The following is a 23,662-nucleotide window of genomic DNA, read 5'->3' on the forward strand; positions in this document are numbered from 1 at the left end:
TCGCGAAAGCCGGAGATCGAGCCCACTGCCGATTTGCGGTCCGTCTGGCTGCGCTGTCGATCGCGCCGGCATTCACACCCTCACTGCCACCGATAGGTAAGTGTGCCCAATACCGTTCGGCCCATGCCATACTGACAAAGCCCAACGCCTTGGCAATACGAGACGTAGGTCTTGTCGAACAGATTTCGGGCGTTTACCGCCAGCGAGAAGCCCTTGAGAGCAGGCGACCTGGCTGCGAAATCGTAGGTCACGGACGCGTCCAGCAGCGCATAGTCCGGCAGCAGCGACGGTGTGGTGCCGAGACCGGAAACGCCGGTCCAGACATTCGTGTAAGTACCGTAGGTGTTGCCCACGTAGCGCACGCCGACACCAACTCCCAGGCCGGCGGCGGGACCATCGAGGAATGCATACTTGGCCCAGAGGGACGCCGTGTTGCGCGGAATACCGACCGGATGGGTGCCAACGTTGATCGAGAACAGCGACGTCGTGTCGTTCGACGCGGTTACGATGTTGTCGAGATAAGTGTAGGCCGCCACGACGTCCAGGTTGCGGTTGAACTTCGCGTGCCACTCGAGTTCGAGGCCGCGCGAGCGGATGGCTCCCGTCTGGGTGCTGAAGCCGATATGGCCAGGTGTGATATCGGGCGTGAGCACGTTCTGCTGGGTCAGATCGAACAGCGCTGCGGTGACGAAGCTGTTCCAGCCGATCGGCTGGTATTTGACGCCAATCTCATATTGTTCGCCGGTGGTGGGCTTGAACGCCGCTCCGCCGTAGGCGGTGCCTATTTGAGGCTGGAAAGACGTCGCATAACTCGCATAGGGCGCGACACCATTGTCGAAGAGATAAACCACACCGGTACGCCAGGTAAATGCGCTATCGGACTGGTCGGTCTTGACGTTGTTGATGCGGTCAAAATCGTGCGCCGCCGCCCAGTCCTGCCGACCGCTGATCATGAAGCGCCACCCGCCCAGGCTCATCTGATCCTGCGCATATAGTCCGGCCTGGGTCACCCGGGCATCGTCGCTGCCGCCCGGCGTCGGAAGTGCGACCGGTGCTCCATAGACGGGGTTGAAGGCATCCAGACCGTTCACGGCAAAATTGTTGCCGTAGAGCTCGTTGTACTTGATGTTCTGATAGTCGAAACCGACGATCGCCGTGTGCTTCACTGCGCCGAGGGCAAATTTTGCCTCGATCTGGTTGTCATTGGTGAGCTGGGTCAGGCTTTCATTGTTGAAGAATGCGTAGCGTCCGAGCGTTCGGTTGTCAGCGCCGAGCCCGTAGGCGAACACGTTCAGCAAGTCGTCCTTGATGCCGGTGTAGCGCAGGTTCTGGCGAACGGTCAGATTGTCGTCGAGTCTGTGTTCGAACAGGTAACCGATGCCATACTGTTCGCGCGAGTGACGGTCGAAGCCGGGCTCACCGGGATTGAGCGACCGTGAAATCTGTCCGTTCGGATTGGGCAGCACGGTGCCCACCGCGGGGACAAAATTGTAGTAACCAGCGTTCGGATCCTTCTGATAATTCGCCAGCACCGTGAGTGTGGTGTCGAGATCAGGTCGCCATGTGATGGCCGGCGCGACGGAGACGCGCTGCTCATGCGTACCGTCCACCTGCGTATCGTTGTCGCGGAATACGCCGGTGAAACGGTAAAGCAGCTTGCCATCCTTGTCGACGGGTCCGCCCGTATCGATCGACGTGGCGCCGAGATTGTAGGTGCCCGCGGAGACATTGATCTCGCCGAATGCCTTGTCGGTCGGCCGCTTGCTGACGAGGTTGACGAGTCCGCCGGGAAAACCCTGTCCGTAGAGCACCGAAGCAGGACCGTGCAGCACCTCGATCCGCTCCAGATTGTAGACTTCATAGGACGGCAGGTTGTAGGCGACGTTCGGCATTCGCAAGCCGTCGAGATACTTCTCGAGCTGAAAGCCGCGGCCGGTCAGATATTCAAAGCCGCTCATGTTGACGCCGCGCTGTTCGGCAACCACGCCCGACGTATAGTTCAGTGCCTGAGCCACGCTTTGCGCACCCTGATCCTTGATCTGATCGGCGGTGACAACCGAGATCGCCTGCGGCGTTTCAATCAGCCGTGTATCGGTCTTGCTGCCCGTGGCGCTATGGGTGGCAACATAGCCATCAACGTGCCCCCACGCGGTTTCGCGCGGTGCGCTCGAAGCAGAATTTGTCGGCTCACGCTTCGCGCGGGCCGTCGTTGGCCGTCGGCTCGACCGCGGTTTGGCGCTGCGGGAGGGCAGTGCGCGGGCGGCGGGTCGCTGGATCGGAGCATCGACGGTGACTGGTGGGAGGCTGGCCTGCGCGCTCGCGGGCGACGTGGATGAACCGAGGGTAAGAGCGATCGCGGAAACGCTGATCGAAAAAGCCGAGAGCAATCGCGCTCCAGCAACAAGCTTCTGCATTGTCTTCCAACCCTCAACGAAATCACATCAGTGCTTCGGCTAGTGCGGCACCGCCTTTCTCTTCGCAATGTTCGTGCTGATAGAATCCGTCTAATGATGGCGGGTTCTCGATACATGATGGCAATGTGGCGCCTTGCCGATATGATTTGGCGTTACATCGATATCGTCGAATCGCTGTTCTTCATGCATCACGGATGTGTCGAACCAGTTGCAAGCCCGGTATGTGCGCTACGCTGCCGAAAACAGAAGTTGGATTCGGGGCATTGGCGTCAGCGGCCGTGCGGCTTGAGGTGCCGTCGCAAACGTGCTCGGCCGAGCGTCGGCCGCCGGCGGCTCCTTTGCATGGGGTTGTTTTCGATATTTTTGACGAGGCGACCCGCGACGGCCTACGGCTCACATTGCCCTGAAGCACGATCCGGAAAGTGTGAGGCGGTCGTCTGAGAAGATCGTGCGCAAACACGAAGCTGGAGCGCGATGGTTCAACCTGATCTCGTCGCGCCTCAGCCGCCCTTCACTGCGCCCGCCGTCAGCCCGGCTACGATCTGCCGCTGCGCCAGCACAGTGAGCAGCAGCACCGGCGCGGTCACGATCAGCGCGGCGGCGGCGAGCGGGCCCCAGCTCAACTGGTCGAAAGAGATCATGTTGTAGACCGCGACCGGCAGCGTGCGGGTCTCGCGCCCGGCCAGCACGATGCCGAAGACGAAGTTGTTCCAGGAGAAGATCACCGCGAGGATGAAGGCGACCGCAAGCCCGGGCTTGGCGATCGGCAGCGCGACATGGCGGAACACCTGCCAGCGCGTGGCGCCATCGATCAGCGCGGCTTCCTCCAGCTCGAGCGGCGTGGTCTCGAAATAGCCGATCATGATCCAGATCACGATCGGCACCGTGACCACGAGATGGATGATGATCTGCGGCACCAGCGTGCCGAGCAGGCCGAGCCATTGGAACAGCAGGAACAGCGGGATCAGATACGACAGGCCCGGCGTGATGCGGGCGATCAGGATCACGATCGCCGATTTATGCGCCGCCATCCGCGCGATGCCGTAGCCCGCGGGCACGCCGACCAGCATCGCAAGTCCGGTTGCGCAGCCGGTGACGACGAGGCTGTTGGTGAAATAGGTCAGGAAGCGGTTGGAGGCGAACACGTCGGCATAGTTCTTCCAGGCGATATGCTCCGGGAAGAACACCGGCGGATAGGACGCGTTGTCGATCTCGAATTTCAGCGACAGCGAGGCCATCCAGAGGAAGAACAGGATCGCCGGCGAGACGATGACGAACACCGACAGCCACAGCCCGATCCGGCCCAGGATCTGACGCAAAGCTATATGGCGGAGATTCATGCCTCGCTCCCGAGCTGCGAGGTCCACAGCAGGCGCTTGCGCAAGTGGAGCAGCAGCGCTGCCAGTGCCACGATCAACAGGAAGAACACCACCGCGATCGCCGAGCCGTAGCCGAGGTCGTAATAGACGAAGGCGACGCTGTAGAGATAGACGTTGATGGTCTCCGACGCCGAACCGGGTCCTCCTTGCGTGATCGCGAAGATGATGTCGAAACTCTTCACCGCGTCGATCATCCGGATCATGCCGGCGATGAACAGGAACGGCATGATCAAGGGCAGCGTGATGAAGCGGAACACCTGCCAGAAACTGGCGCCGTCGATCTGCGCGCTTTCATAGGGTTCGGTCGGGATCGCGGCGAGGCCGCCGAGCACGATCAGCATCACCAGCGGCGTCCATTGCCAGGTCTCGACCAGCACCAGCGAGGGGATCACCGTCGTCGGGTTGAACACCCAGAGCTGCGGCGGGATGCCGACCAGCGAGAGCAGATAGTTCAGCACGCCGAGCTGTGGGTGGAACATCATGGTCCACACCAGCGCGATCGCCACCGGGGTCGCCATCATTGGCATGATGAAGATGCCGCGCAGGAAGCCGCGTGCGGCGAATTTCTGGTGAAACACCACCGCCGCGAGCGTGCCGAACACCAGCGGCAGCACGACCGACAGCACGGTATAGGACAGCGTGTGCCCGACCGCCTCGACGAAGCGCGGATCGGTCGGCAGCCGCAAATAATTGGCGAGCCCGACGAAGACGGTCGGCGAGCCGACCTTCCATTCCTGGAAGCTCATCCAGATCGTGAACACCCACGGGAAGATGATGACCGCGAGCACCACGACCAGGGCCGGGACCACGAAGGGCCAGTAGGATGGCTTACGCCATTGGCGCTCCGGCGCGGCGGTTTGGGCCGCGGCCGGAGAAGCTTGTGTCACCACGCTCACGCTTTTTCACTGCGCTCCAGGATCGGGCGGAACTGATCGTGCGCCTTCTTCAGCTCGGTGGCGGGATCGGCGCCCGACAGCGTCGCGGTCAGCGCCGCGCCGACGATGTCGCGATACTCGGCGACGGGGATGATCACCGGCAGGCCAAGCTTCGAGATCTTCGAGGAATCGATCACCGATTGCAGCCATTCCTTGGTCTTGACGCCCTTGGCGACCTCGGGATCGTCGACGATCGAGCTGCGGAACGGCACGCCGCCGCCGGCCTGGATCAGGCGCGTGCCCTGGCCGCGCGAGACCGCCCACTGGCACAGCAGGTAGGCGGCTTCCTTGTTCTTGCTGGCGGCGGCGATGCCGAGGCCGTCTCCGTAGGTCGATGAGAAGTGGCCCTTGGGGCCGGCCGGAACCACGGTGTAGCCGACCTTGCCGGGTACGCGCGAGGCGGTCGGATCTTCGATCGGCGGCGCCCAGCCGGTGGCGTCGATCCACATCGCGGCGCGTCCCTGAGTAAAGGACGCCATCGACTCCATCCAGTTGAAGCCGGCGACGCCGGGAGGTGCCGCCTTGGTCAGCAGCCGCTGATAGAGCTTGGTCGCCTCGATCCCCTCGGGACCGTCGGACAGGATGTTGCCCTTGCCGTCGAGGAACTCGCCGCCATAGTTCAAATAGAAATTGCTCCACATCGCCATGTTGGCGTTGCGCAGGCCGCGGCCGACGAAACCGTAGACGCCTTCCTTGGGGTCGGTGAGCTTCTCCGCGGCGACCGCCATTTCGTCCAGCGTCTTGGGCACCTCGACGTTCTTCTTCTGGAACAACTCCTTGTTGTAGTAGAGGATGAAATAGTCGACCGACCACGGCAGCGACAGCATCTGGCCCTTGTCGTTGCGCGCATATTGCAGGCCGGCCGCGGAGAAATCGCTCTCGACGAGATCCGGTAGCGTCAGGCTTGGATCCTTGAGGAAACCCGACATGTCGGCGAGCCAGCCGGCCTTCTCGAATTGCCGCTTCTGCACGTGATAGCTGAGGTGCACGACGTCGAAGCTCGGCTTGCCCGAGGACAGCTCGATCACGCATTTCTGGCGCTGCTGCTGCTCCGGGACCTGCTCGGATTCGACCTTGATGCCGGTGAGCTCGGTGAATTCCTTGATGTATTTTTGCAGATTGTCGCCGCGCGGTCCCTTGGCGAGGCTGACTTCAAGCGAGGTGCCGGAATATTTTTTCCAGTTGACCTCGGCGCGGGCCGGAAATCCGGTCAATCCAACCGCGCCAGCGGCGGCCGTGCCCGCCAGCATTTGCCGGCGCGAGATCAGGTGATGCGACATGTCTCTCTCCCTGGGACGGTTCTTATTTGGGAGAGATAGTAGAGCATGATCCGGAAAAGTGAACACCGCTTTTCCGGACCGCTCGTGCATCAACCGATGCGGGTACGGCATCGATGCAATCAGGAATCGCATCGATGCACGAGTGCCGCGTGTGGCGCGGCGCCGCATGATGCCGCGCCGCGCGACGCCGGGCAGCTAGGCCATGACGAAGGCGAGCAGGGTGCCGTTCGCGGCAGCCGGCGGCACGGTGATGCCGTTGCCGCTCTTCACGCCGGTTGCGCCCAGCGCCTTTTCGGTCGCGGCAAGATCGGCCGCGATCACGAGACCGGCGCCGCCCCGCTCGGACAGACCGTCCAGCGACACGCCAGGATAACGCTTGCCGAGCTGATCCCTGGTCAGGAACACGAAATCGGCGCGGTCGCCGCCGGACGGCACCGCAACGGCGCCGTCGGCATCGGTCCGCACGGCGATGTCGATCATCCTGGAGAGATGCGCGGCGTCGGCTGCCGGATCGGGCGAGACGATCAGCACCTGCTTGAGACGCTTTGCCCCATTGGCGTGCGTCATCAATTCGGGAATCCACACCGTCTCGCGGGTCTTGTGCTGGCAGGCGAAAATGCGGACGCCGCCCGGCGCCTCGGCGGTCGGCCATTGGAAGGTGCGGAATTTTGCCGCGGAGACCTTGCCATCAGGCAACGTCACCGGGCGCTCAAAATCGGTCGGCCCGATCGGCGGATAGCCGCGCGCGCGGATCTCCTCGGCACCGGCAGCGGAATCCACTGCGGTGAACGCGATCCGTTCGATGCCTTCGCCGCGCTTCTCGAGGAAGGCGCGCGCCGGGGCGTTGTGTTCAGTCGGCGTCAGCACGCCGAGCAATTCCATGTAATCGGGGTCGAACATGATGGTGTAGTTGCCCGATCCCATATGCGCGCTGTGGGTGCCGCGCGGCGACACGGTGAAGCCGAGCCGCTTGTAGTTCTCGGCGGCCTTGTCGAGGTCCTTCACCATGACCACGGCGTGATCGATTCCGATGACGTTCTTGAGTGCCACTTGTTGTCTTCCCGGCTGGAATGAGGACCTTGCTTGAGCATGATCTTTTCGGAAAACCGCTACGCACTTTTCCGGATCATGCGTTAAAGCTAACCAGAATGACCGGGTACCCGCAAGAAAGGATCATGATGAGCAGCAATGCCGTGCGCTGGCCCAATTCACTCTGGGCGGCGGTGACGCCGTCAGGCCCCGATTGCCCCGAACTGACCGGTGTGCAGCAGGCCGATGTCGTCATCATCGGCGGTGGCTTCACCGGGCTGTCAACCGCATTGCATCTGCGCGAGGCCAATGTCGATGTCGCGATCGTCGAGGCGGCCGATCCGGGCTGGGGCGCCTCGGGCCGCAACAACGGGCAGGTGATCCCGACGCTGTCGCGTCCCGATCCAGACGACATCATCAAGCGGCACGGCGCGGCCGGCGAGCGCTTCGTCGCGATGCTGCGCGACAGCGCGGCCATGCTGTTCGACGTCGTCGAGCGCTACAATATCGAGGCCGAACAGGAGCAGGCCGGCTGGGTCCAGCCGGTGCATTCCCCGGGCCGCATCAAGATCGCGGAGCGGCGGGTGCAGCAATGGTCGAAATTCGGCGCGCCGGTCGAGTTGCTGTCGCGCGAGCAGACCCGGGACATGCTCGGCTCGGACGCATGGTACGGCGGCTTCTGGAACAGGAGCGGCGGCCACGTCAATCCGCTGGCGCTGGCGCGCGGCCTTGCACGCACCGTGCTCGGCCTCGGTGGACGGATCTATGCCCGTTCGCCTGCGACGAGTTTCGAGCGCCGCGGCGATCGTTGGTTGGTGAAGACCGAGAAGGGCGAAATCTCCGGCCGCGCGCTGGTTGTCGCGACCAACGCCTATAGCGGCGAGTTCGCCAAATCGCTGGTGCCGGAGATCGCAACCGAGGTGATGCCGGTGCTGTCCTGGCAGATGGCGACGCAGCCGCTGTCGGACAATGTCCGCAAGACCATCATCCCCGGCCGGCAGGCGATGTCGGACACCCATGGCGAGCTGTATTTCGCGCGCTACGATGCCCGCAACCGGCTCGTCACCGGCGGCGCCGTGCTCGGGCCGGGCGACAAGACCGGCCGGCTGAAGGCGCGGGTGACCGAGCGGCTGCAACGGCTATGGCCGCAGATCGGCGAGGTCTCCTTCGAGTATGTCTGGAACGGCTATGTCGGGATGACCGCGGATTTCCTGCCGCGCATGCATCGGCTCGGACCGAACGCCTATGGCTGGACCGGCTGCAACGGCCGCGCCGTCGCGCTGACCATCCCGCTCGGCCGCGAATTGGCGCGGGCGGTCCAGGGCGTTCCGGAGAGCGAGCTGGCGCTGCCGTTCACCGAGCCGGTGCAGTATGTGGCGCACGGCTTGTTGCGCAAGCTCGCGCCGTGGATGCTGGTGCTCTATCGCCGTCGCGACGCCCAAGAGCTGGTCAAGGGCGATCGCTTCGAGCTGCTGCGCTGGGCGGAGCATGTGCTCGCCTCGCGCCGCTCCAGATGAGGACCGCCGCCGAGCGCATGGCCTGATCAGGCGATCAAGGCATCGCGCTTGCGCGTGAAGTCGCCGCCGGGGATCGCCGACAGCAGCGCCTGCGTATAGGGATGCTGCGGCCTGCCGAACACCTCGGTGGTCAACCCTTGCTCGACCACGGCGCCGTCCTTCATGACCGCGATGAGGTCGCAGATCTGCGCGGCGACGCGCAGATCGTGGGTGATGAAGATGATGGACAGGCCGAGCTGTTGCCGCAGCCCGGCGAGCAACCTCAAGACCTGCGCCTGCACCGAGACGTCGAGCGCCGAGACCGGCTCGTCCGCGACCAGCACGTCGGGCCTGAGCGCCAATGCGCGTGCGAGCCCGATGCGTTGCCGCTGGCCGCCGGAGAACTCGTGCGGGAATCTGTCGCCAGCGGAGGGATCGAGCCCGACCAGCTCGAACAGCCTCCGTGCTTCGGCGATCGCGGTGACACGATCCGTGCCGTGCACGATCGGTCCCTGCGCCACCAGCTCGGCCGCCTTGCGGCGCGGATTGAGCGAGGCGAACGGATCCTGGAACACCATCTGGATGTGGCGGGTCTCGCGCCTGACATCCTCGCGGCTGAGCTTCGCCCAGTCCTTGCCGTCGAGCACGATCGAGCCGGTGTCGGGATCGATCAGTCGCACGATGCAGCGGGCGAGCGTCGATTTGCCCGAGCCGGACTCGCCGACGATGCCGAGCGTGGCGCCGCGCGGCAGCCGCAGCGAGACGTTCCTGACGGCTTCCGTAATCCGCGCGCCGCGACCGAGGAAGCCGCCGGTGCGATAGGTCTTGGAGACGCCGTCGATGGTCAGGATGGTTTTGCCGGAGAGGATGCGCGGCGGCGTCGTCAGCGGCGGCACGGCGGCAATCAATTGCCTCGTATAGGGATGCTGCGGATCGTTCAGCACCTTGTCGGCGGCGCCTTGCTCGACGATGGCGCCGTGCTGCATCACCACGACGCGGTCGGCGATCTCGGCGACTACGCCGAAATCATGGGTGATGAACAATACCGCGGTCTTCCTGCGATGTTGCAGGTCGCGGATCAGTTTCAGGATCTGCGCCTGCGTCGTGACGTCGAGCGCGGTGGTCGGCTCGTCCGCGATCAGGAGCTTCGGGTCGAGCGCCAGCGCCATCGCGATCATGGCGCGCTGGCGTTGGCCGCCGGACAATTCGTGCGGATAGGCCTTTGCCGTCGCCCTGGGATCGGGGATGCGGACGTCCTCGAGCAGCGCCAGCACCCGCGCGCTGATCTCGGCCTTGGACAGGCCGGTGTGGATCGCAAACATCTCGCCGATCTGGTCGCCGATGGTGCGCAGCGGATTGAGCGCCGTCATCGGCTCCTGGAAGATCATCGCGATGCCGGCGCCGCGGACCTCGCGCATGGCGGCATTATCCGCGGCGCAGAGGTCGCGGCCCTCGAACATCATCCGGCCCTGTTCGATCGTCACCTCGTTGGGCAGCAGCCGCATGATGGCGTTGGCCATCATCGACTTGCCAGAACCGGACTCGCCGACCACGCAGAGGATCTCGTTCGACGCGATCGAGAGCGACACATCGGACAGCGCATGCGGCCGATCGGCGCCCTTGGGTAGCCGCACGGTCAGGCCGTCAAGCGAAAGGACAGCTTCGCTCATCGGCTCTTCAGCCTCGGATTGAGCGCATCGTTGAGGCCCTGGCCGACCAGCGATACCGCAAGCACGGTGACGAGGATCGCGATGCCGGGGATCGCCGAGACGTACCACTGCACGCGGAGTACGTCGCGGCCGAGCCCGATCAGATTGCCCCAGGAGGCGACATTGGGATCGGACAGCCTCAGGAAGGCGAGCGCGCTTTCCAGCAGGATCGAGACCGCCATCACCACGCTGGCATAGACGATGACCGGCGGCAGCGCATTGGGCAGGATCTCGCCGAGGATCAACTGGAGGTCCTTCATGCCGAGCGTCTTGCCGGCCTGCACGAATTCACGGTTGCGCAGCGACAGGAATTCGGCGCGGGTCAGCCGCGCCGGCGCCGGCCACGACACCACGCCGACCGCGATGGTCACCGTGGTCAGGGTCGAGCCGAACACCGCGACCAGCACCAGCAACAACACGAAGTTCGGCAGGGTCTGGAACGCCTCGGTGATCCGCATCAAGACATTGTCGACCCAGCCGCCGTAGTAGCCGGCGAAGGCACCGACCAGGATGCCGATCAGGATCGCGATCACGGTGGCGACGCCGCCGATCAGCAGCGAAATCCGCGCGCCGTAGAAGATCTGGGCGGCGATGTCGCGGCCGGAATTGTCGGTGCCGAGCAGGAAGCGCGGGTTGGAGAACGGCCAGATCAGCGGCCGCCCCGCCAGCGCCAGCGGATCGCGCGGATAGAGCATGCCCGCGCTGACGGCCATCGCGATCACGAGCAGCAGCAGGATCAGGCCGATCACCGCTGCCGGGCTGCGGAAGTAGCGTTTCACCGCGTCCATCACGCGCCCTCCGCCGCGATGCGCGGATCGAGCCGTGCGTAGAGCAGGTCGACCACGAAGTTCACGGCGATCACCAGCAGCGCGGACACGAACACGATGCCGAGCAGGGTGTTGAGGTCGCGCTGCACCACCGATTCATAGGCGAGGCGGCCGAGGCCGGGCAGCGAGAACACGCTTTCCACCACGACCGAGCCGCCGAGCATGGTGCCGGCCTGCAACCCGATCAGCGTCACCATCGGCAGCAGCGCGTTGCGCAGCACGTGGCGGGTGATGATGCGGGTCTCGTCCAGGCCCTTGGCGCGGGCGGTGCGGACGAAATCGAGGTTCAGGACCTCCAGCATCGAGGCGCGCATGATGCGCAGATAGATCGCAAGGAAGATCAGCCCCAGCGTCAGCGTCGGCAGCACCAGATGCGCGGCGATGTCGAGGACGCGCCAGATCCCGGTCTGGACGTTGCCGATGTCCTCGAAGCCGCCGGGCGGCAGCCATTGCAGATAGACCGAGAACACCACGATCGCCATCAGCCCGAACCAGAACGAGGGCGTGGCATAGAAGATCAGGCCAAGCGTGGAGATCAGCGTGTCCGGCCAGCGGTTGACGCCGCGCGATGCGATCACGCCGAACAAGAGGCCGAAGAAGAATGCGAACGACAGCGAGGCGGTCATCAAGAGGATGGTCGGTGGCAGCCGTTCCAGGATCACGGTCGCCACCGGCTTGCCGTAGATCGAGGAGAAGCCGAGATCGAGCCGCACCAGGTGCCACAGATAATTGCCGAGCTGTGCCGGAACCGAGAGGTCGAGCCCGTAGAATTTCCGCAGCGCCTCGGCGGTCGCGGCATCGCCGCCGCCCATCTGCGCCATCAGCGCATCGACGGTGTCGCCCGGCGCGAGCTGCAACAGCAGGAACACGCCGATCAGGATCAGGAACAGGGTCGGAATCGAGGCGGCGAGCCGCCGCCCCGCAAGGCTCAGGATACGCATAAGCTATCTATAGCGTTTTCGCGTGAAGTGACCACTGGCCTCTACTTACCTCGCCCCGCTTGCGGGGAGAGGTCGGATTGCATCGTCAGATGCAATCCGGGTGAGGGGTATAGGTCTGTCCATGCTCGTAGCTCGCGGAGGGAGCCCCTCACCCCAACCCTCTCCCCGTGAAGAACGGGGAGAGGGGGGAGCAGGCCTCACGCACTCAGCCAAAGATCGTGCCAGCTCGCCGAGCCCCAGCGCGGCGTATTGGAGTGGTTGCGCGCCTTGGCCGTGATCACGGTGACGAAGATCTGCTCGATCGGCATCCAGACCGGCAGCTCGGTGTTCACCTCCTTGACGAAATCGGCATACAGCGCCTTGCGCTTCACCGGATCGACCTCGGTGGCGGCGTCGTCGATGGTCTTGTCGACGGTCTTGTCCTCCCAGCCCCATTGGTTGGTCCACGGTGCGCCCTTGGGCTGACCGGAGCGATACCAGACCGTGGTCGAGACCGCGGGGTCGTTGCGGTATTGGTGCCAGCCGGTGGCGAGATCGAAGGCGTGGTCGTCATAGACCTGCTTGAGGAAGCCGCCGCCGTCATTGCGCACGATGTCGACCTGGATGCCGACTTCGCCGAGCGACTGCTGCACGAAGGTCGACCACAGCGAGATGTCCTCGCCCCATGGCGCCGGCAATAGCTTCAGCGCGAAACGCTTGCCGCCACTGGCCTTGAAGCCGGCCTCGTCGAGCAGCGCGATCGCCTTGGCCTTGTCGTAGGGATATTGCGGCGTGTTCGGGCCGGGATAGAAGTCGGTCGAGGTCGAGGGGATCGGGCCGGTGCCGAGCTTGGCGAAATCGCCCAGAAAGTTGTCGATGAAGAACGGCACGTTGATCGCGTGCGCGATGGCGCGGCGGACACGGATGTCGGACAGCTCCTTGCGGCGGAAGTTGAACTCGATGGTGTTGGTGCGGGCGTTGCCCTCATTGCCCTTGGTCTGGACGATGAAGCGCTTGTCCTTGCCGAGCCGGGCCATGTCCGAGATCGTCAGCCCCGAGAACGGGCTGTAATGCAGCTCGCCGGCCTCCATCTGGGCGGCTGCGGCGGCGCGGTCGGTGATCACCTTCCAGACGATGCGGTCGAGATAGGGCGCGTTCGGCCGCCAGTAATCCGGGTTGCGGTCGGCGATGATGTATTGGCCGCGCTCATACTTGACGAATTTGAACGGGCCGGTGCCGACCGGCGCCAGGTTGGTCGGGTTCTGCCGGATATCACCGCTCTCATAGAGATGCTTGGCGGAGACGTAGCCGAGGTCGGGCAGGGCGCGGAGCAGCAGGTTCAGCGGCATCGGCCGCTCGTAGCGGAAGATCGCGGTCTGCGGATCGGGCGTATCGACCGAGGTGAGGAACAGTTGCAGCGTCGATCCGTAGTTGAGGATCTTCTTCCACATGTTCATTGCGGTGAAGGCGACGTCCTCCGAAGTGAACGGCTTGCCGTCGTGCCAGGTGATGCCCTTGCGCAGCTTGAAGGTGACGGTCTTGCCGTCGGGCGCAGCCTCCCAGCTCTCGGCGAGCACGCCGACCGGCTGTCCCTGGGCATCGAGGTCGACCAGGTTCTCCTGGATCTTGCCGCCGATGATGTAGACGCCGGTCGAGGCCTGGAGGCTGGGGTTGAGCTGGCGCTGCTCGGCGCCGTAATGGACGTTGAACACGCCGCCCTTGCGCGGGGTCTCCTGCGCGAACGCCCGCATCGGATTGATGACATTGGCCGCAATCGCGGCCGAGGTCAGCAGGGCCGTGCGGCGGTTGATCTCGAGGCGGCTCAAATCCATACGCGGGTCTCCGGAACGTCAATAAAAGGCTTGTATCGGGCGGCCGGCTGGTTGATCGCGGCCGCCTTGCCCGGATGTTACCTTGGAATGAGAACCCAAGTCATTTTCTAATGCCTCGGCCTTTTGGACGATCATTTCCGAAACCTGAAGTGGCATCTCGCCATGCTGCGCAACCCGATTTGTGTGCCGTGTCGTGGTGCGCGTCGGCGCGGGAGGCCCAAGGTGATTCTCTCGCGGGGCCGTTTCGGGCGCCCCGAAGCCGCGCAAACCCTGTAATTTTAGGGGTCGGAAGCACCTTGACTGTAAAAAACACTGGAAAAATCCCTGATTCGGGGGCTGTCCACAGCGATATTGCTGGGGTGAGTGCAGAAAACACTGTTTTTCTCGGCGTTTTCCGCCATATCGTGCCCACTCCAGAATCAATGGAGCAACCATGGCTACCCAACTGTCGAAGTCGCAAGTGATCGAGAAGATCGCGACCACCACCGAACTCTCCAAGCGCGACGTCAAGAACGTTTTGGACTCGCTCGTCGATGTCGGCCACAAGGAGCTGAAGAAGGCCGGGGTGTTCCTCGTCCCCGGCTTCGCGAAGTTCGTTGTGGTCAAGAAGCCTGCGACCAAGGCGCGCAAGGGCACCAACCCCTTCACCGGCGAAGAGATGATGTTCAAGGCCAAGCCGGCCCGGAAGATCGTCCGCGCACGGCCGGTCAAGGCCGCCAAGGACGCGGTTTAAGATGAAAAGGCCTCCGGTGACGGAGGCCTTTTGCTTTTGGGCCGTTAGCCAGCCGCAGTAGGTTGCCTGCCCGCGAGAGTGTTCGAGCGAAATGGACACCGGCTCGCATGTGGAAACGTGCCGAAGCAAGCATCCGGAGCTCCGGTCCTGGTTCAGCCAGGACCGGAGTTCTGGATCACCGGAGTTCTAAACCACCGGCGAGCGGCCACCGTCGACATTGATGGCGGTGCCGGTGATGTAGGAGCCTTGCTCAGAGGCCAGGAAGCAGGCGAGGTTGGCGAACTCCTCCGCCGTACCGATGCGCCCGAGCGGCGTGCCCTTGGCCAGGCCCTTGGCGAATTCCTCGAAATCCGTGGTAGGCGCCTGGACAGCGTGCCGCTTGACCCATTGATCGCTCATGATCAGGCCGACCAGCAGCGCATTGACGAGGATGTTGTGCTCGCCGCCTTCATTGGCCATGACCTTGGTCAGGGCCATGCCGGCTGCACGCGACACCGAGGTCGGCGCCGAGTTGCCGGCCGGCGCCTTGGCAAAGGTGTTGAGCACGTTGATGATGCGGCCCCATTTGCGCTGCTTCATGCCCGGCCAGACCAGCCGGCTGAAGCGGATCGCGGCGAACAGCTTGAGGTCGAGGTCCTCCTGCCAAGCCTCGTCGCTGATGCTCTCGAAGGCCAGCGTGCGCGCGGTGCCGGCGTTGTTGACCAGCACGTCGATCTTGCCGAGATCGGCGACGATCTTGTCATGGGTGGTCTTGATATCGGCCGCCTTCGCGACGTCGCAGACATAGTCGCGCACGACCAGCCCGTCCTTGGCGAGCGCCTCGCGCGCCGCCGCGAGGTCGGCGGCGCCGCGGGCGAGGATCGCGACCTTGGCGCCGGATTCCGCAAACCGCCGCGCCACCGCGATCCCGATACCTTTGCTGCCGCCGGTGACCACCGCGACGCGGTCTTTCATCGATAGGTTCATTGTTGTTCTCTCCGATGGATCAAGGTCCCGGAGACAACGCTATCAAACCGACAGCGCGACCAACAAGGTCATGCAGAGCAGGTGTGCCGTGACAATCAGGGCGAGATGGAGCGGACCGGGCATCGGAGGCCTCCGGGTTGCGCGGTGAGATGAGCGCGGCCGTCAAGCTCCCTCACCCTGACAGGTAGGGCGATCGCACATGGCAGCGAACCGCTTTGCACAACTGCCTCCACGTTCGTCATGGCCGGGCATGACGCGGGGTGCGGGTTGCTCTCAGTTCAAGCTCGCGCCGGCCGTAAAGCTGCGGTCGACCGCCTTGCTGACGTCCAGCGTCTTGCCGAGGATGCCGTAGCGCGTGGCGCGGTCGGAGGCTGCCTGCACCTCCTTCACCACGGCCTCGTCGATCGCGATCGGGCTCGTCTTCTGCGCAGTGTAGGCGGCGAGCAGCACGTCTTCCGGCAGTTTTGTGAGCTCGGCCGTGCTCTTGGCATATTCCGCGAGGTGGTCGAGTGACCACAGTCGCGCCTTGTTGAGCCGCTGCACCAGATCCTGCACCGCGGCGCGCTTGGTCGTGATCGCGTTGTCGGAGGCGACGATGAAGGTGATGGTCGGCGTCAGGCCCTCGCCGTCGGCGACGACGCGCGCCTTGTCCTTCAGCGTCGCATAGGAGATGTAGGGCTCCCACACCGCCCAGGCGTCGATCGAGCCGGCGAGCAGCGCGATCTTGGCGTCGACCGGGCCGAGCGGGGCGAAGGTCGCATCCTCGATCCGGCTGCCGGCCTTCTCCAGCGTCGCGTTGATCAGGAACTGGCCCCAGCCGCCGCGCGTGCCGGCAAGCCGCTTGCCCTTCAGGTCGGCCGCCGACTTGATCGGCGAATCCCCGCGCACCAGGATCGCCTGCGTCCGCGCGTCGGACCGCGTGCCGCCGATCGCCTTGATCGGCGCGCCCGATGCGTAGACCGTCAGGAACGACAGGTCGCCGGTATAGCCGACGTCGAGCGCGCCGGCGTTGATCGCCTCCAGGATCGGCGCGGCGGCCGGGAATTCCGACCACTCGATCTTGTAGGGCAGGTCCTTGGCGAGACCGGAGATCTCCAGCAGCGAGCGGTTGCCGCCCTTCTGGTCGCCGACGCGCAGCACGATCGCGTCGGCGGCGAACGCCGCAGCCGACGTCGACAGCGTGATCACGGCGGCGATCAACGCGGCCGCGGTGCGGCGGGTAAAGGTATGGGGAGGGCCCGAACGGGTCAGTTTGCGCATATGCCGTTTTCTTTCTGATTCATTCGCTGCGCGGCGGAAGGCGCGGCAGCGTTCGACCAAGTCTATGAGCAAGCGCTTCGCCGTCAACGAAACGGAAATCTGTATTCGCAGGCACACCAGCAAGGATGATCTCGTCGTGCATACCGCGCGTAGAACACATTGCGCATGCGATCCCGAACCGATCAGATTTGATGCAGTCGAGATGCCGGCGCCACGCCTCCGCACCGCGCCGACAGCGAAAATCCTTTCATCGTCGCGCGATGTTCTCGTGGAGAGATCAGCTGCCGCGCCGACCACATTCGAAATTCCATTTCATTGACGGTGAACTTGTCGCGCCGCATCATTTGCGCGTGGCTTTGAGTGCAATAGCACAGGACGAAATCCGCCTTTTTCTGAAACTTGAGCTTCGAACGACGGGGCGCGCAGGCCATGGCGGTCTGCGCGCGGGGCGGAGCCTTGCCGAAACGCAGGAGTGAAAATGTCGACCAACAAGAAGACGGTGATGGATCGCCGCACATTGCTGCGTGCGGGCGCCGCAGCGGCCTTTGCCGCGCCGATCGGAGCCTATAGCGCGCAGGCCTTCGCGCCGCGTGCAATCACGCCGGCGATCGACTTCTCCGAATTCCCGGTGTGCAAGGCCGCGTCCGATGCACCGCCGCTATCAGGCGCGCCGCGCAAGCTCAAGCTGTCGTGGAACGCCGGCGCGGTCTGCCTTGCGCCGTTGCCGGTCGCGATCGACCACGGCTTCTTCCAGAAGCAGAACCTCGACGTCGAGCTCGTCAATTATTCCGGCTCGACCGACCAACTGCTGGAGGCGATCGCCACCGGCAAGAGCGATGCCGGGCTCGGCATGGCGCTGCGCTGGTTGAAGCCGCTCGAGCAGGGCTTTGACGTCAAGATCGCCGCTGGTACCCATGGCGGCTGCATGCGGGTGTTGACCCGCACCAACTCCGGCGTCGACAAGCTTGCCGATCTCAAGGGCAAGATCGTCGCGGTCGGCGATCTCGCGGGCCCTGACAAGAACTTCTTCTCGATCCAGCTCTCCAAGCTCGGGATCGATCCGGTCAGGGATGTCGACTGGCGCGCCTATCCCGGCAATCTGCTCAATGTCGCGGTCGAGAAGGGCGAGGTGCAGGCCTTCCTGTCGTCCGATCCGTTGGCTTATCTCTGGCTCAAGGACGCGCAGTACAAGGAGGTCGCCTCCAACCTCGACGGCGAGTACCGCGACAAGAGCTGCTGCATCGTCGGCCTGCGCGGCAGCCTGGTGCGCGAGGAGCCCCATGTCGCGCGCGCCATCACCCAGGCGTTGCTCGACGCCGCGATGTTCACCTCGCAGAACCCTGACAAGGCTGCGAAGTCGTTCCAGCCCTATGCGCCGAAGGCCGCGAGCCTCGCCGATCTCGAGGCGATGGCGCGTTACCACACCCACCATCATCACCCGACCGGCGAGGTGCTGAAGCGCGAGCTCAAGGGCTATGCCGACGATCTGAAATCGGTTCAGGTGTTCAAGCAGAGCACCGACACGGCCAAATTCGCGGAGCGGATCTATGTCGACGTATTCAGTGTCTGACGCGACCGCCGCGGCGGCGCCGCGCGCCGCGGTCACATTCGCGGACCTTTCCGGCAGCTACGGTGTCGGGCTCGCGGCAAGCCTCGCCTGGCTCGCCTTCGGCCTGTCATGCCTGTATTGGCCCGATGTCGGTGATTGGTCGCGGACCGGATCGCTCGGCATCGGGGCGATCGTGATCGCGGCCTTCATCCTGTTCGGCACATTCAGCGCGGATTATCTCGGCGGCGCCGGACAGGCGCTGCGCAAGCGCGCGCCCTGGCTGGTCGCGTTCGGCGCCTTCGTCACGTTGTGGGAAGTCGCGACCGCGAAATTCGCCTGGCTGCCGCTGCCGTTCTTCCCGCCGCCGCAGGCGATCCTCGAGGTCTATACCGACGACCTGCCAAAGCTGCTCGACAGCGTGTTCGCCTCGATCAAGCTGCAACTCGGCGGCTACATCATCGGCGCAACCGTCGGCTTCATCACCGGCGTCTCGATCGGCTGGTCGCAAAAGATTGGCTACTGGGTGCATCCGGTGCTGCGCTTCATCGGTCCGCTGCCGGCCACCGCCTGGCTGCCGATCGCGTTCTTCACCTTTCCGTCGAGCTGGAGCGCCTCGACCTTCCTGATCGCGCTCGCCACCGGCTTCCCGGTGACGGTGCTGACCTGGTCGGGTGTCGCCAGCGTCAGCAGCGCCTACTACGATGTCGCGCGCACCCTCGGCGCCAAGCCGTCGTTCCTGGTGCTGAAGGTTGCGATCCCCGCCGCGCTGCCGCATGTGTTCGTCGGCCTGTTCATGGGGCTCGGCTCGTCCTTTGCGGTGCTCGTCGTCGCCGAGATGATCGGCGTCAAGGCGGGGCTCGGCTGGTACCTGCAATGGGCGCAGGGCTGGGCGGCCTATTCCAACATGTATGCGGCGCTGATCGTGATGTCGCTGCTCTGCTCCGGTGCGATCACGCTGCTGTTCCGCACCCGCGACCGCCTGCTGGTCTGGCAGAAGGGCGTCGTCAAATGGTAGTGCAATCCGTAGCTGAGGCGATCACCTATCCCGCCGTTGGCGCCGAACTCGACATCGAGGGCGTCAGCCACGCCTTCGATATCGACGGCGCTGCTCTTCCGGTGCTCGACAACGTCACCCTCTCGATCGCGCCCGGCGAGTTCGTCGCGCTGCTCGGTCCGTCCGGTTGCGGCAAGTCGACCTTGCTGCGGCTGGTCGCCGGGCTGGAGAAGCCGCGCGCCGGCTCGCTGCGGGAGGACGATGCGCGCATCACCGGCCCGCATCCTTCGCGCGTCGTCGTGTTCCAGGATCCGACGTTGTTTCCCTGGCGCACGGTGTGGGACAATGTTGCGCTCGGGCTCGAAGCGCAGGGCATTCTCAAGACCCAGCGGCACCGGGTCGATGCGGTCATCGAGCTGGTCGGCCTGTCCTCGTTCCGCAATGCCTATCCGCACCAGCTCTCCGGTGGCATGGCGCAGCGGGTGGCGCTGGCGCGCGCGCTGGTCAACGATCCGAAGATCCTGGTGCTCGACGAGCCGCTCGGCAAGCTCGACTCGCTGACCCGGATCGCGATGCAATCGGAGCTCGTGGCGCTGTGGCAGCGCAAGGGGTTTACTACGCTATTGGTCACCCACGACGTCGAGGAAGCACTGGTGCTCGCCAACCGCGTCATCGTGCTCTCCGATCGGCCGGCGCGGATCAAGGCTGATATCGCCGTGCAGCGGCCGTATCCGCGGCATCGCGGCGACCCCTATCTCGCGGAGCTGCGCAAGCAAATCCTAGGCCTGCTCGGACTGGAGGCGACATGGTGACGACGGCGGCGAGGGAGCTGCCGGAGGCCAACGAGCCGGAGCACATTGCGCGAGCGTTGCGTCTTGCGGGCGTCTTCGCCGCGCGAGCGCCGGCGCACGATCGCGACGCCAGCTTCCCGTTCGAGAATTTCGCCGACCTTTCGCGCGAAGGCCTGCTCGCGCTCACCGTGCCGGCGGCGCTCGGCGGCGGCGGGGCAGGTGCCCGCGATGCCACGCGTGTGCTTGGCATCGTCGGCAAGGCCGATCCGTCGACCGCGCTGGTGCTGTCGATGCATTACATCCAGCATCTGGTGATGGCGCGCAGCACGCGCTGGCCTACTCGGCTGTCGCGCAAGCTCGCGAGGGAGACGGTCGAGGGCGTGGCGCTGATCAACGCGCTGCGGGTCGAACCCGAACTCGGCTCGCCCGCCCGCGGCGGCCTGCCGGCGACGATCGCGCGCCGCACCGAAACCGGCTGGCGGCTGACCGGCCGCAAGATCTATTCGACCGGAGCGCCGATCCTGAAATGGTACGCGGTCTGGGCGAAAACCAACGAGGCGGACGCCCGTGTCGGGCAGTTCCTGGTTCCGGCCGGACTTCCGGGAACGCGGATCGAGGAGAGCTGGGATCATCTCGGCCTGCGCGCCAGCGGCAGCCACACGGTGGTCTTCGACGACGTGGTGTTTCCGCTGGACTACGAGATCGACGTCCGCAAGCCCGACGACTGGAAGGTTCCTGACGTCACCCAGGCGACCGTGCATGCGATCTTTGTTGCCGCGATCTATGACGGCATCGCCCGCGCCGCCCGCGACTGGCTGGTCACATTCCTGAAGGAGCGGGTGCCCGCCAATCTCGGCGCGCCGCTGGCGACATTGCCCCGGATGCAGGAGGTGGTCGGCGGGATCGAGGCCCGGCTCGCGGTCAACGCCCGGCTGATCGACAGCTTCGCCGCCGATTTCGATAACGGCTTCCAGCTCACCGCGATCGAGTCTAACATCATCAAGCTGACGGTGACCAATAACGCCGCGGCAGTGGTGGAGGATGCCTTGTCGCTGACCAGCAATCACGGCCTGTCGCGAACCAATCCGCTGGAGCGGCATTATCGCGACGTGTTGTGCGGCCGCGTTCATACTCCACAGGATGATTCCACCCGTGTCTCCGCCGGACGCTTCGCGCTGGGCGTCTGAAACAACAGCCAACAACAACGGAGTTATCAGCCATGCCGGTCGAGTTCATCGGCTTCATCACCAACAACAATGCGTCCGAGACCATCGTCCGCACAGGTCCGGTGCTCGATCCGCCCTATGTCGAGACGGTCGCCAAGGCGCATGAGCTCGCCGGTTTCGACCGGGCGCTATTGGCATTCCACTCGACCACGCCGGACGCCTTGCAGGTCGCGCAGCATGTGCTCACGATCACCAAGCAGCTCAAGGTGATGATCGCGCAACGGCCGGGCTTCACCGCGCCGACGCTCCTGGCGCGCCAGCTCGCGACGCTGGACCAGTTCTATGGCGGCCGCGTTTCGTTGCACGTGATCACCGGCGGCAACGCCATCGAGCTGCGCCAGGATGGCAACACGCTCGACGACAAGGACGAGCGCTACGCCCGCACCAGCGAATTCCTCGACGTGGTGCGGCTGGAATGGACCAGCGAGAAGCCGTTCAACTACAGCGGCAAGTATTACAACGTCGAGAACGGCTTCTCGCAGGTGAAGCCGTTGCAGAAGGGCGGCATCTACACCTTCGTCGGCGGCGGTTCGGATGCCGCGGTCGAGGTCGCCGGCAAGCACGCCGACACCTTCGCGCTGTGGGGGGAATCCTACGCCCAGGTGCGCGACGTCACCGCGCGGGTGCGCGCGGCCGCGGCCAAAAATGGCCGGCCGACGCCGCGCTTCAGCCTGTCGGTGCGGCCGATCCTGGCCGACACCGAAGAGAAGGCGTGGGCGAAGGCGGAGCACATCCTGGAGCGCGCCACCGCGTTGCAGGACCAGACCGGCTACCGTCGTCCCAACCACGCGACCGACGGCGCCAAGCGGCTGCTGGCGCTCGCCGATCAGGGCCAGCGCATCGACAAGCGGCTGTGGACCGAGATCGCAAAGCTCACCGGCGCCAACAGCAACACCACGGCGCTGGTCGGCACGCCCGAGCAGGTCGCCGAGGTATTTGCCGATTACTACGATCTCGGCGTCAGCCACTTCCTGATCCGCGGCTTCGATCCGCTGGTCGATGCCATCGACTATGGCCGCGAGCTGATCCCGCTGACCCGCAAGCTGATCGCTGCGCGCGATGAGCAACGGGGGATTGCCGCAGAATGATCCGTCTCATCGTCGCGGCGGCGCTCGCGCTCGCCGCCATCGACGCGGCCTTCGCGCAGGCCACGCTGCGCGTCGGCGACCAGAAGGGCAATTCGCAGGCCGTGATGGAAGCGGCCGGCGTGCTCAAGGACGTGCCCTACAAGATCGAATGGAAGGAGTTCGCCGCCGCCGCGCCGCTGCTGGAAGCGCTTGGCGCGGGCGCGATCGACACCGGCCTGGTCGGCGACGCCCCGTTCACCTTCGCCGCGGCCGCCAAAATCCCGGTCAAGGCGATCGCGGCCGTGCGCCAGTCGCGCGACGGGCTTGCGGTGTTGGTGCCGGAAAACTCGGCGATCAAGAGCTTCGACGACCTGCGTGGCAAGAAGATCGCGACCGGCCGCGGCTCGATCGGCCATCAGCTGATCCTGGCGGCGCTGGAATCCAGGGGTTGGCAGGCAGCCGACGTACAGATCGTGTTCCTCGCGCCGTCGGACGCCAAGGTCGCCTACACGCAAGGCTCGGTCGATGCCTGGTCGACCTGGGAGCCTTACGTGAGCCAGGAAGAGGTGCTGTTCAAGTCACGCCGCGTCATCACCGCAGACGGCATCACGCCCGGCCTCGGCTTCCAGGTCGCGACGCCGGACGCGATCAAGGGCAAGCGCGCCGAGCTCGAGGATTTCGTGCGCCGGCTCGCGGCCGCGCGGGCATGGTCGCAGAACAATGTCGAGGGCTATGCCGCGACCTGGGGCAGGCTGATGAACATCCCGCCCGCGGTGCCGTTGAACTGGCTGACCCGGGCCAGGATCCGCATCGCGCCGATCGACGACAGCGTGGTGGCCGACGAGCAGAAGACCATCGACCTCTACGATCGCTGGGGCCTGATCCGGCAGAAGATCAACGCCGCCGACATCGTCGATCGATCGTTTGCCGCCGCTGTCGAGAAGGGCGCGGGGCTATAGAGCGACGGCATAGGCGGTAGGCGCTGCCAATGCACCAGATATCGGCGTCGTCCTGGCGAAAGCCAGGACCCATTGCTCCAATCGTCTGCTTTTTGGACGACGCTGGAGCCGCTATCCCGGTCATCATCAAATTCAGTGGTTATGGGTCCTGGCTTTCGCCAGGACGACGGACGTGGAGGGGACGTGCCAATATTCATCATGCTAACGAATCCGTGATCACCAAAACATTCAATCGTTGTCGCGCGACATGCGACAACGATTTTCCCCTTTCGGCACCTGCCAAGACCGCAACATTG

At 64.7% G+C, this 23,662-nt stretch carries 20 protein-coding genes; 8 read left to right on the forward strand and 12 right to left on the reverse strand.

What is annotated here, in order from left to right; all coding sequences use genetic code 11:
- Positions 1–80 precede the first annotated feature (80 nt).
- The 5 genes from CWS35_RS16680 to CWS35_RS16700 form a co-directional block, all read right to left on the reverse strand.
- A complete protein-coding gene (locus CWS35_RS16680) occupies positions 81–2,414 on the reverse strand; it encodes a TonB-dependent siderophore receptor (protein ID WP_100952572.1) in 2,334 nt (777 codons plus the stop codon).
- Between the two features lie 500 nt (positions 2,415–2,914).
- A complete protein-coding gene (locus CWS35_RS16685) occupies positions 2,915–3,739 on the reverse strand; it encodes a carbohydrate ABC transporter permease (RefSeq protein ID WP_024580752.1) in 825 nt (274 codons plus the stop codon).
- A gap of 11 nt (positions 3,740–3,750) precedes the next feature.
- On the reverse strand, positions 3,751–4,689 hold the full coding sequence (locus CWS35_RS16690; protein ID WP_100952574.1) for a carbohydrate ABC transporter permease: 939 nt from the start codon (positions 4,687–4,689) through the stop codon (positions 3,751–3,753).
- The gene (locus tag CWS35_RS16695; protein ID WP_168226341.1) at positions 4,686–6,008 is read right to left on the reverse strand and encodes a sugar ABC transporter substrate-binding protein; all 1,323 of its coding nucleotides are present in this window, start codon (positions 6,006–6,008) and stop codon (positions 4,686–4,688) included. Before CWS35_RS16695 ends, CWS35_RS16690 begins: the two co-directional genes overlap by 4 nt.
- 195 nt (positions 6,009–6,203) lie before the next feature.
- The gene (locus CWS35_RS16700; protein WP_100952575.1) at positions 6,204–7,058 is read right to left on the reverse strand and encodes a VOC family protein; all 855 of its coding nucleotides are present in this window, start codon (positions 7,056–7,058) and stop codon (positions 6,204–6,206) included.
- Positions 7,059–7,186: 128 nt separating this feature from the next.
- Between CWS35_RS16700 and CWS35_RS16705 the strand changes: the two genes are divergently transcribed.
- Positions 7,187–8,554, forward strand: a complete 1,368-nt coding sequence (locus CWS35_RS16705; RefSeq protein ID WP_100956423.1) for an FAD-binding oxidoreductase — start codon at positions 7,187–7,189, stop codon at positions 8,552–8,554.
- A 26-nt stretch (positions 8,555–8,580) separates the two neighbouring features.
- Here CWS35_RS16705 and CWS35_RS16710 read toward each other — a convergent pair whose 3' ends face one another.
- The 4 genes from CWS35_RS16710 to CWS35_RS16725 all read right to left on the reverse strand — a co-directional run bounded on the left by CWS35_RS16710 (position 8,581) and on the right by CWS35_RS16725 (position 13,821).
- Positions 8,581–10,203 carry an ABC transporter ATP-binding protein gene (locus tag CWS35_RS16710; protein WP_100952576.1) on the reverse strand — a complete coding sequence of 541 codons (1,623 nt, stop codon included), beginning with the start codon at positions 10,201–10,203 and terminating at the stop codon, positions 8,581–8,583.
- The gene (locus tag CWS35_RS16715; RefSeq protein WP_100952577.1) at positions 10,200–11,030 is read right to left on the reverse strand and encodes an ABC transporter permease; all 831 of its coding nucleotides are present in this window, start codon (positions 11,028–11,030) and stop codon (positions 10,200–10,202) included. Before CWS35_RS16715 ends, CWS35_RS16710 begins: the two co-directional genes overlap by 4 nt.
- Positions 11,030–12,010: an ABC transporter permease gene (locus CWS35_RS16720; RefSeq protein ID WP_024580759.1), complete on the reverse strand. Its 981-nt coding sequence runs from the start codon at positions 12,008–12,010 to the stop codon at positions 11,030–11,032. The genes CWS35_RS16715 and CWS35_RS16720 overlap by 1 nt, the downstream gene beginning before the upstream one ends.
- Before the next feature lie 197 nt (positions 12,011–12,207).
- Entirely contained in the window at positions 12,208–13,821 is a 1,614-nt protein-coding gene (locus CWS35_RS16725) for an ABC transporter substrate-binding protein (RefSeq protein ID WP_100952578.1), read from the reverse strand.
- Positions 13,822–14,254: 433 nt separating this feature from the next.
- Between CWS35_RS16725 and CWS35_RS16730 the strand changes: the two genes are divergently transcribed.
- Positions 14,255–14,554, forward strand: coding sequence for an HU family DNA-binding protein (locus tag CWS35_RS16730; RefSeq protein ID WP_021077434.1), 300 nt, complete (start codon positions 14,255–14,257; stop codon positions 14,552–14,554).
- A 186-nt stretch (positions 14,555–14,740) separates the two neighbouring features.
- On the opposite strand, the gene CWS35_RS16735 is transcribed toward CWS35_RS16730, so the two are convergent.
- The 3 genes from CWS35_RS16735 to CWS35_RS39020 all read right to left on the reverse strand — a co-directional run bounded on the left by CWS35_RS16735 (position 14,741) and on the right by CWS35_RS39020 (position 17,211).
- Positions 14,741–15,508 (reverse strand): SDR family oxidoreductase, encoded by a 768-nt coding sequence (locus CWS35_RS16735; protein ID WP_245439002.1) that lies wholly within the window; start codon positions 15,506–15,508, stop codon positions 14,741–14,743.
- A gap of 285 nt (positions 15,509–15,793) precedes the next feature.
- Positions 15,794–16,780 (reverse strand): ABC transporter substrate-binding protein, encoded by a 987-nt coding sequence (locus tag CWS35_RS16740; protein WP_029879033.1) that lies wholly within the window; start codon positions 16,778–16,780, stop codon positions 15,794–15,796.
- Positions 16,781–16,962: 182 nt separating this feature from the next.
- On the reverse strand, positions 16,963–17,211 hold the full coding sequence (locus tag CWS35_RS39020) for a hypothetical protein (RefSeq protein WP_157817175.1): 249 nt from the start codon (positions 17,209–17,211) through the stop codon (positions 16,963–16,965).
- Between the two features lie 47 nt (positions 17,212–17,258).
- Here CWS35_RS39020 and CWS35_RS16745 point away from each other — a divergent pair, with 47 nt between their 5' ends.
- The 6 genes from CWS35_RS16745 to CWS35_RS16770 are packed head-to-tail and all read left to right on the forward strand — an operon-like array spanning position 17,259 to position 23,366.
- Positions 17,259–18,350 carry an ABC transporter substrate-binding protein gene (locus CWS35_RS16745; RefSeq protein ID WP_100952580.1) on the forward strand — a complete coding sequence of 364 codons (1,092 nt, stop codon included), beginning with the start codon at positions 17,259–17,261 and terminating at the stop codon, positions 18,348–18,350.
- Entirely contained in the window at positions 18,328–19,344 is a 1,017-nt protein-coding gene (locus tag CWS35_RS16750; RefSeq protein WP_100952581.1) for an ABC transporter permease, read from the forward strand. Before CWS35_RS16745 ends, CWS35_RS16750 begins: the two co-directional genes overlap by 23 nt.
- Positions 19,338–20,135, forward strand: coding sequence for an ABC transporter ATP-binding protein (locus tag CWS35_RS16755; RefSeq protein WP_100952582.1), 798 nt, complete (start codon positions 19,338–19,340; stop codon positions 20,133–20,135). Before CWS35_RS16750 ends, CWS35_RS16755 begins: the two co-directional genes overlap by 7 nt.
- Entirely contained in the window at positions 20,129–21,301 is a 1,173-nt protein-coding gene (locus CWS35_RS16760; protein WP_100952583.1) for an acyl-CoA dehydrogenase family protein, read from the forward strand. The genes CWS35_RS16755 and CWS35_RS16760 overlap by 7 nt, the downstream gene beginning before the upstream one ends.
- 32 nt (positions 21,302–21,333) lie before the next feature.
- A complete protein-coding gene (locus CWS35_RS16765; protein WP_100952584.1) occupies positions 21,334–22,428 on the forward strand; it encodes an LLM class flavin-dependent oxidoreductase in 1,095 nt (364 codons plus the stop codon).
- Complete coding sequence (locus tag CWS35_RS16770; protein WP_100952585.1) at positions 22,425–23,366, forward strand: ABC transporter substrate-binding protein; 942 nt, start codon at positions 22,425–22,427, stop codon at positions 23,364–23,366. Before CWS35_RS16765 ends, CWS35_RS16770 begins: the two co-directional genes overlap by 4 nt.
- Positions 23,367–23,662: the final 296 nt, after the last annotated feature.

The sequence above is a fragment of the Bradyrhizobium sp. SK17 genome, assembly GCF_002831585.1.
Taxonomy (GTDB): Bacteria; Pseudomonadota; Alphaproteobacteria; order Rhizobiales; family Xanthobacteraceae; genus Bradyrhizobium.

Excerpts from the sequence above, each read along its gene's own strand:
- CWS35_RS16725 (WP_100952578.1), bottom strand. The coding sequence starts at position 13,821 with ATGGATTTGAGCCGCCTCGAGATCAACCGCCGCACGGCCCTGCTGACC.
- CWS35_RS16745 (WP_100952580.1), top strand. The coding sequence starts at position 17,259 with ATGTCGACCAACAAGAAGACGGTGATGGATCGCCGCACATTGCTGCGT.
- CWS35_RS16720 (WP_024580759.1), bottom strand. The coding sequence starts at position 12,010 with ATGCGTATCCTGAGCCTTGCGGGGCGGCGGCTCGCCGCCTCGATTCCG.
- CWS35_RS16710 (WP_100952576.1), bottom strand. The coding sequence starts at position 10,203 with ATGAGCGAAGCTGTCCTTTCGCTTGACGGCCTGACCGTGCGGCTACCC.
- CWS35_RS16770 (WP_100952585.1), top strand. The coding sequence starts at position 22,425 with ATGATCCGTCTCATCGTCGCGGCGGCGCTCGCGCTCGCCGCCATCGAC.
- CWS35_RS16730 (WP_021077434.1), top strand. The coding sequence starts at position 14,255 with ATGGCTACCCAACTGTCGAAGTCGCAAGTGATCGAGAAGATCGCGACC.
- CWS35_RS16680 (WP_100952572.1), bottom strand. The coding sequence starts at position 2,414 with ATGCAGAAGCTTGTTGCTGGAGCGCGATTGCTCTCGGCTTTTTCGATC.
- CWS35_RS16705 (WP_100956423.1), top strand. The coding sequence starts at position 7,187 with ATGAGCAGCAATGCCGTGCGCTGGCCCAATTCACTCTGGGCGGCGGTG.
- CWS35_RS16760 (WP_100952583.1), top strand. The coding sequence starts at position 20,129 with ATGGTGACGACGGCGGCGAGGGAGCTGCCGGAGGCCAACGAGCCGGAG.
- CWS35_RS16765 (WP_100952584.1), top strand. The coding sequence starts at position 21,334 with ATGCCGGTCGAGTTCATCGGCTTCATCACCAACAACAATGCGTCCGAG.
- CWS35_RS39020 (WP_157817175.1), bottom strand. The coding sequence starts at position 17,211 with ATGGCCTGCGCGCCCCGTCGTTCGAAGCTCAAGTTTCAGAAAAAGGCG.
- CWS35_RS16755 (WP_100952582.1), top strand. The coding sequence starts at position 19,338 with ATGGTAGTGCAATCCGTAGCTGAGGCGATCACCTATCCCGCCGTTGGC.
- CWS35_RS16735 (WP_245439002.1), bottom strand. The coding sequence starts at position 15,508 with ATGAAAGACCGCGTCGCGGTGGTCACCGGCGGCAGCAAAGGTATCGGG.
- CWS35_RS16715 (WP_100952577.1), bottom strand. The coding sequence starts at position 11,030 with ATGGACGCGGTGAAACGCTACTTCCGCAGCCCGGCAGCGGTGATCGGC.
- CWS35_RS16695 (WP_168226341.1), bottom strand. The coding sequence starts at position 6,008 with ATGTCGCATCACCTGATCTCGCGCCGGCAAATGCTGGCGGGCACGGCC.
- CWS35_RS16740 (WP_029879033.1), bottom strand. The coding sequence starts at position 16,780 with ATGCGCAAACTGACCCGTTCGGGCCCTCCCCATACCTTTACCCGCCGC.
- CWS35_RS16750 (WP_100952581.1), top strand. The coding sequence starts at position 18,328 with ATGTCGACGTATTCAGTGTCTGACGCGACCGCCGCGGCGGCGCCGCGC.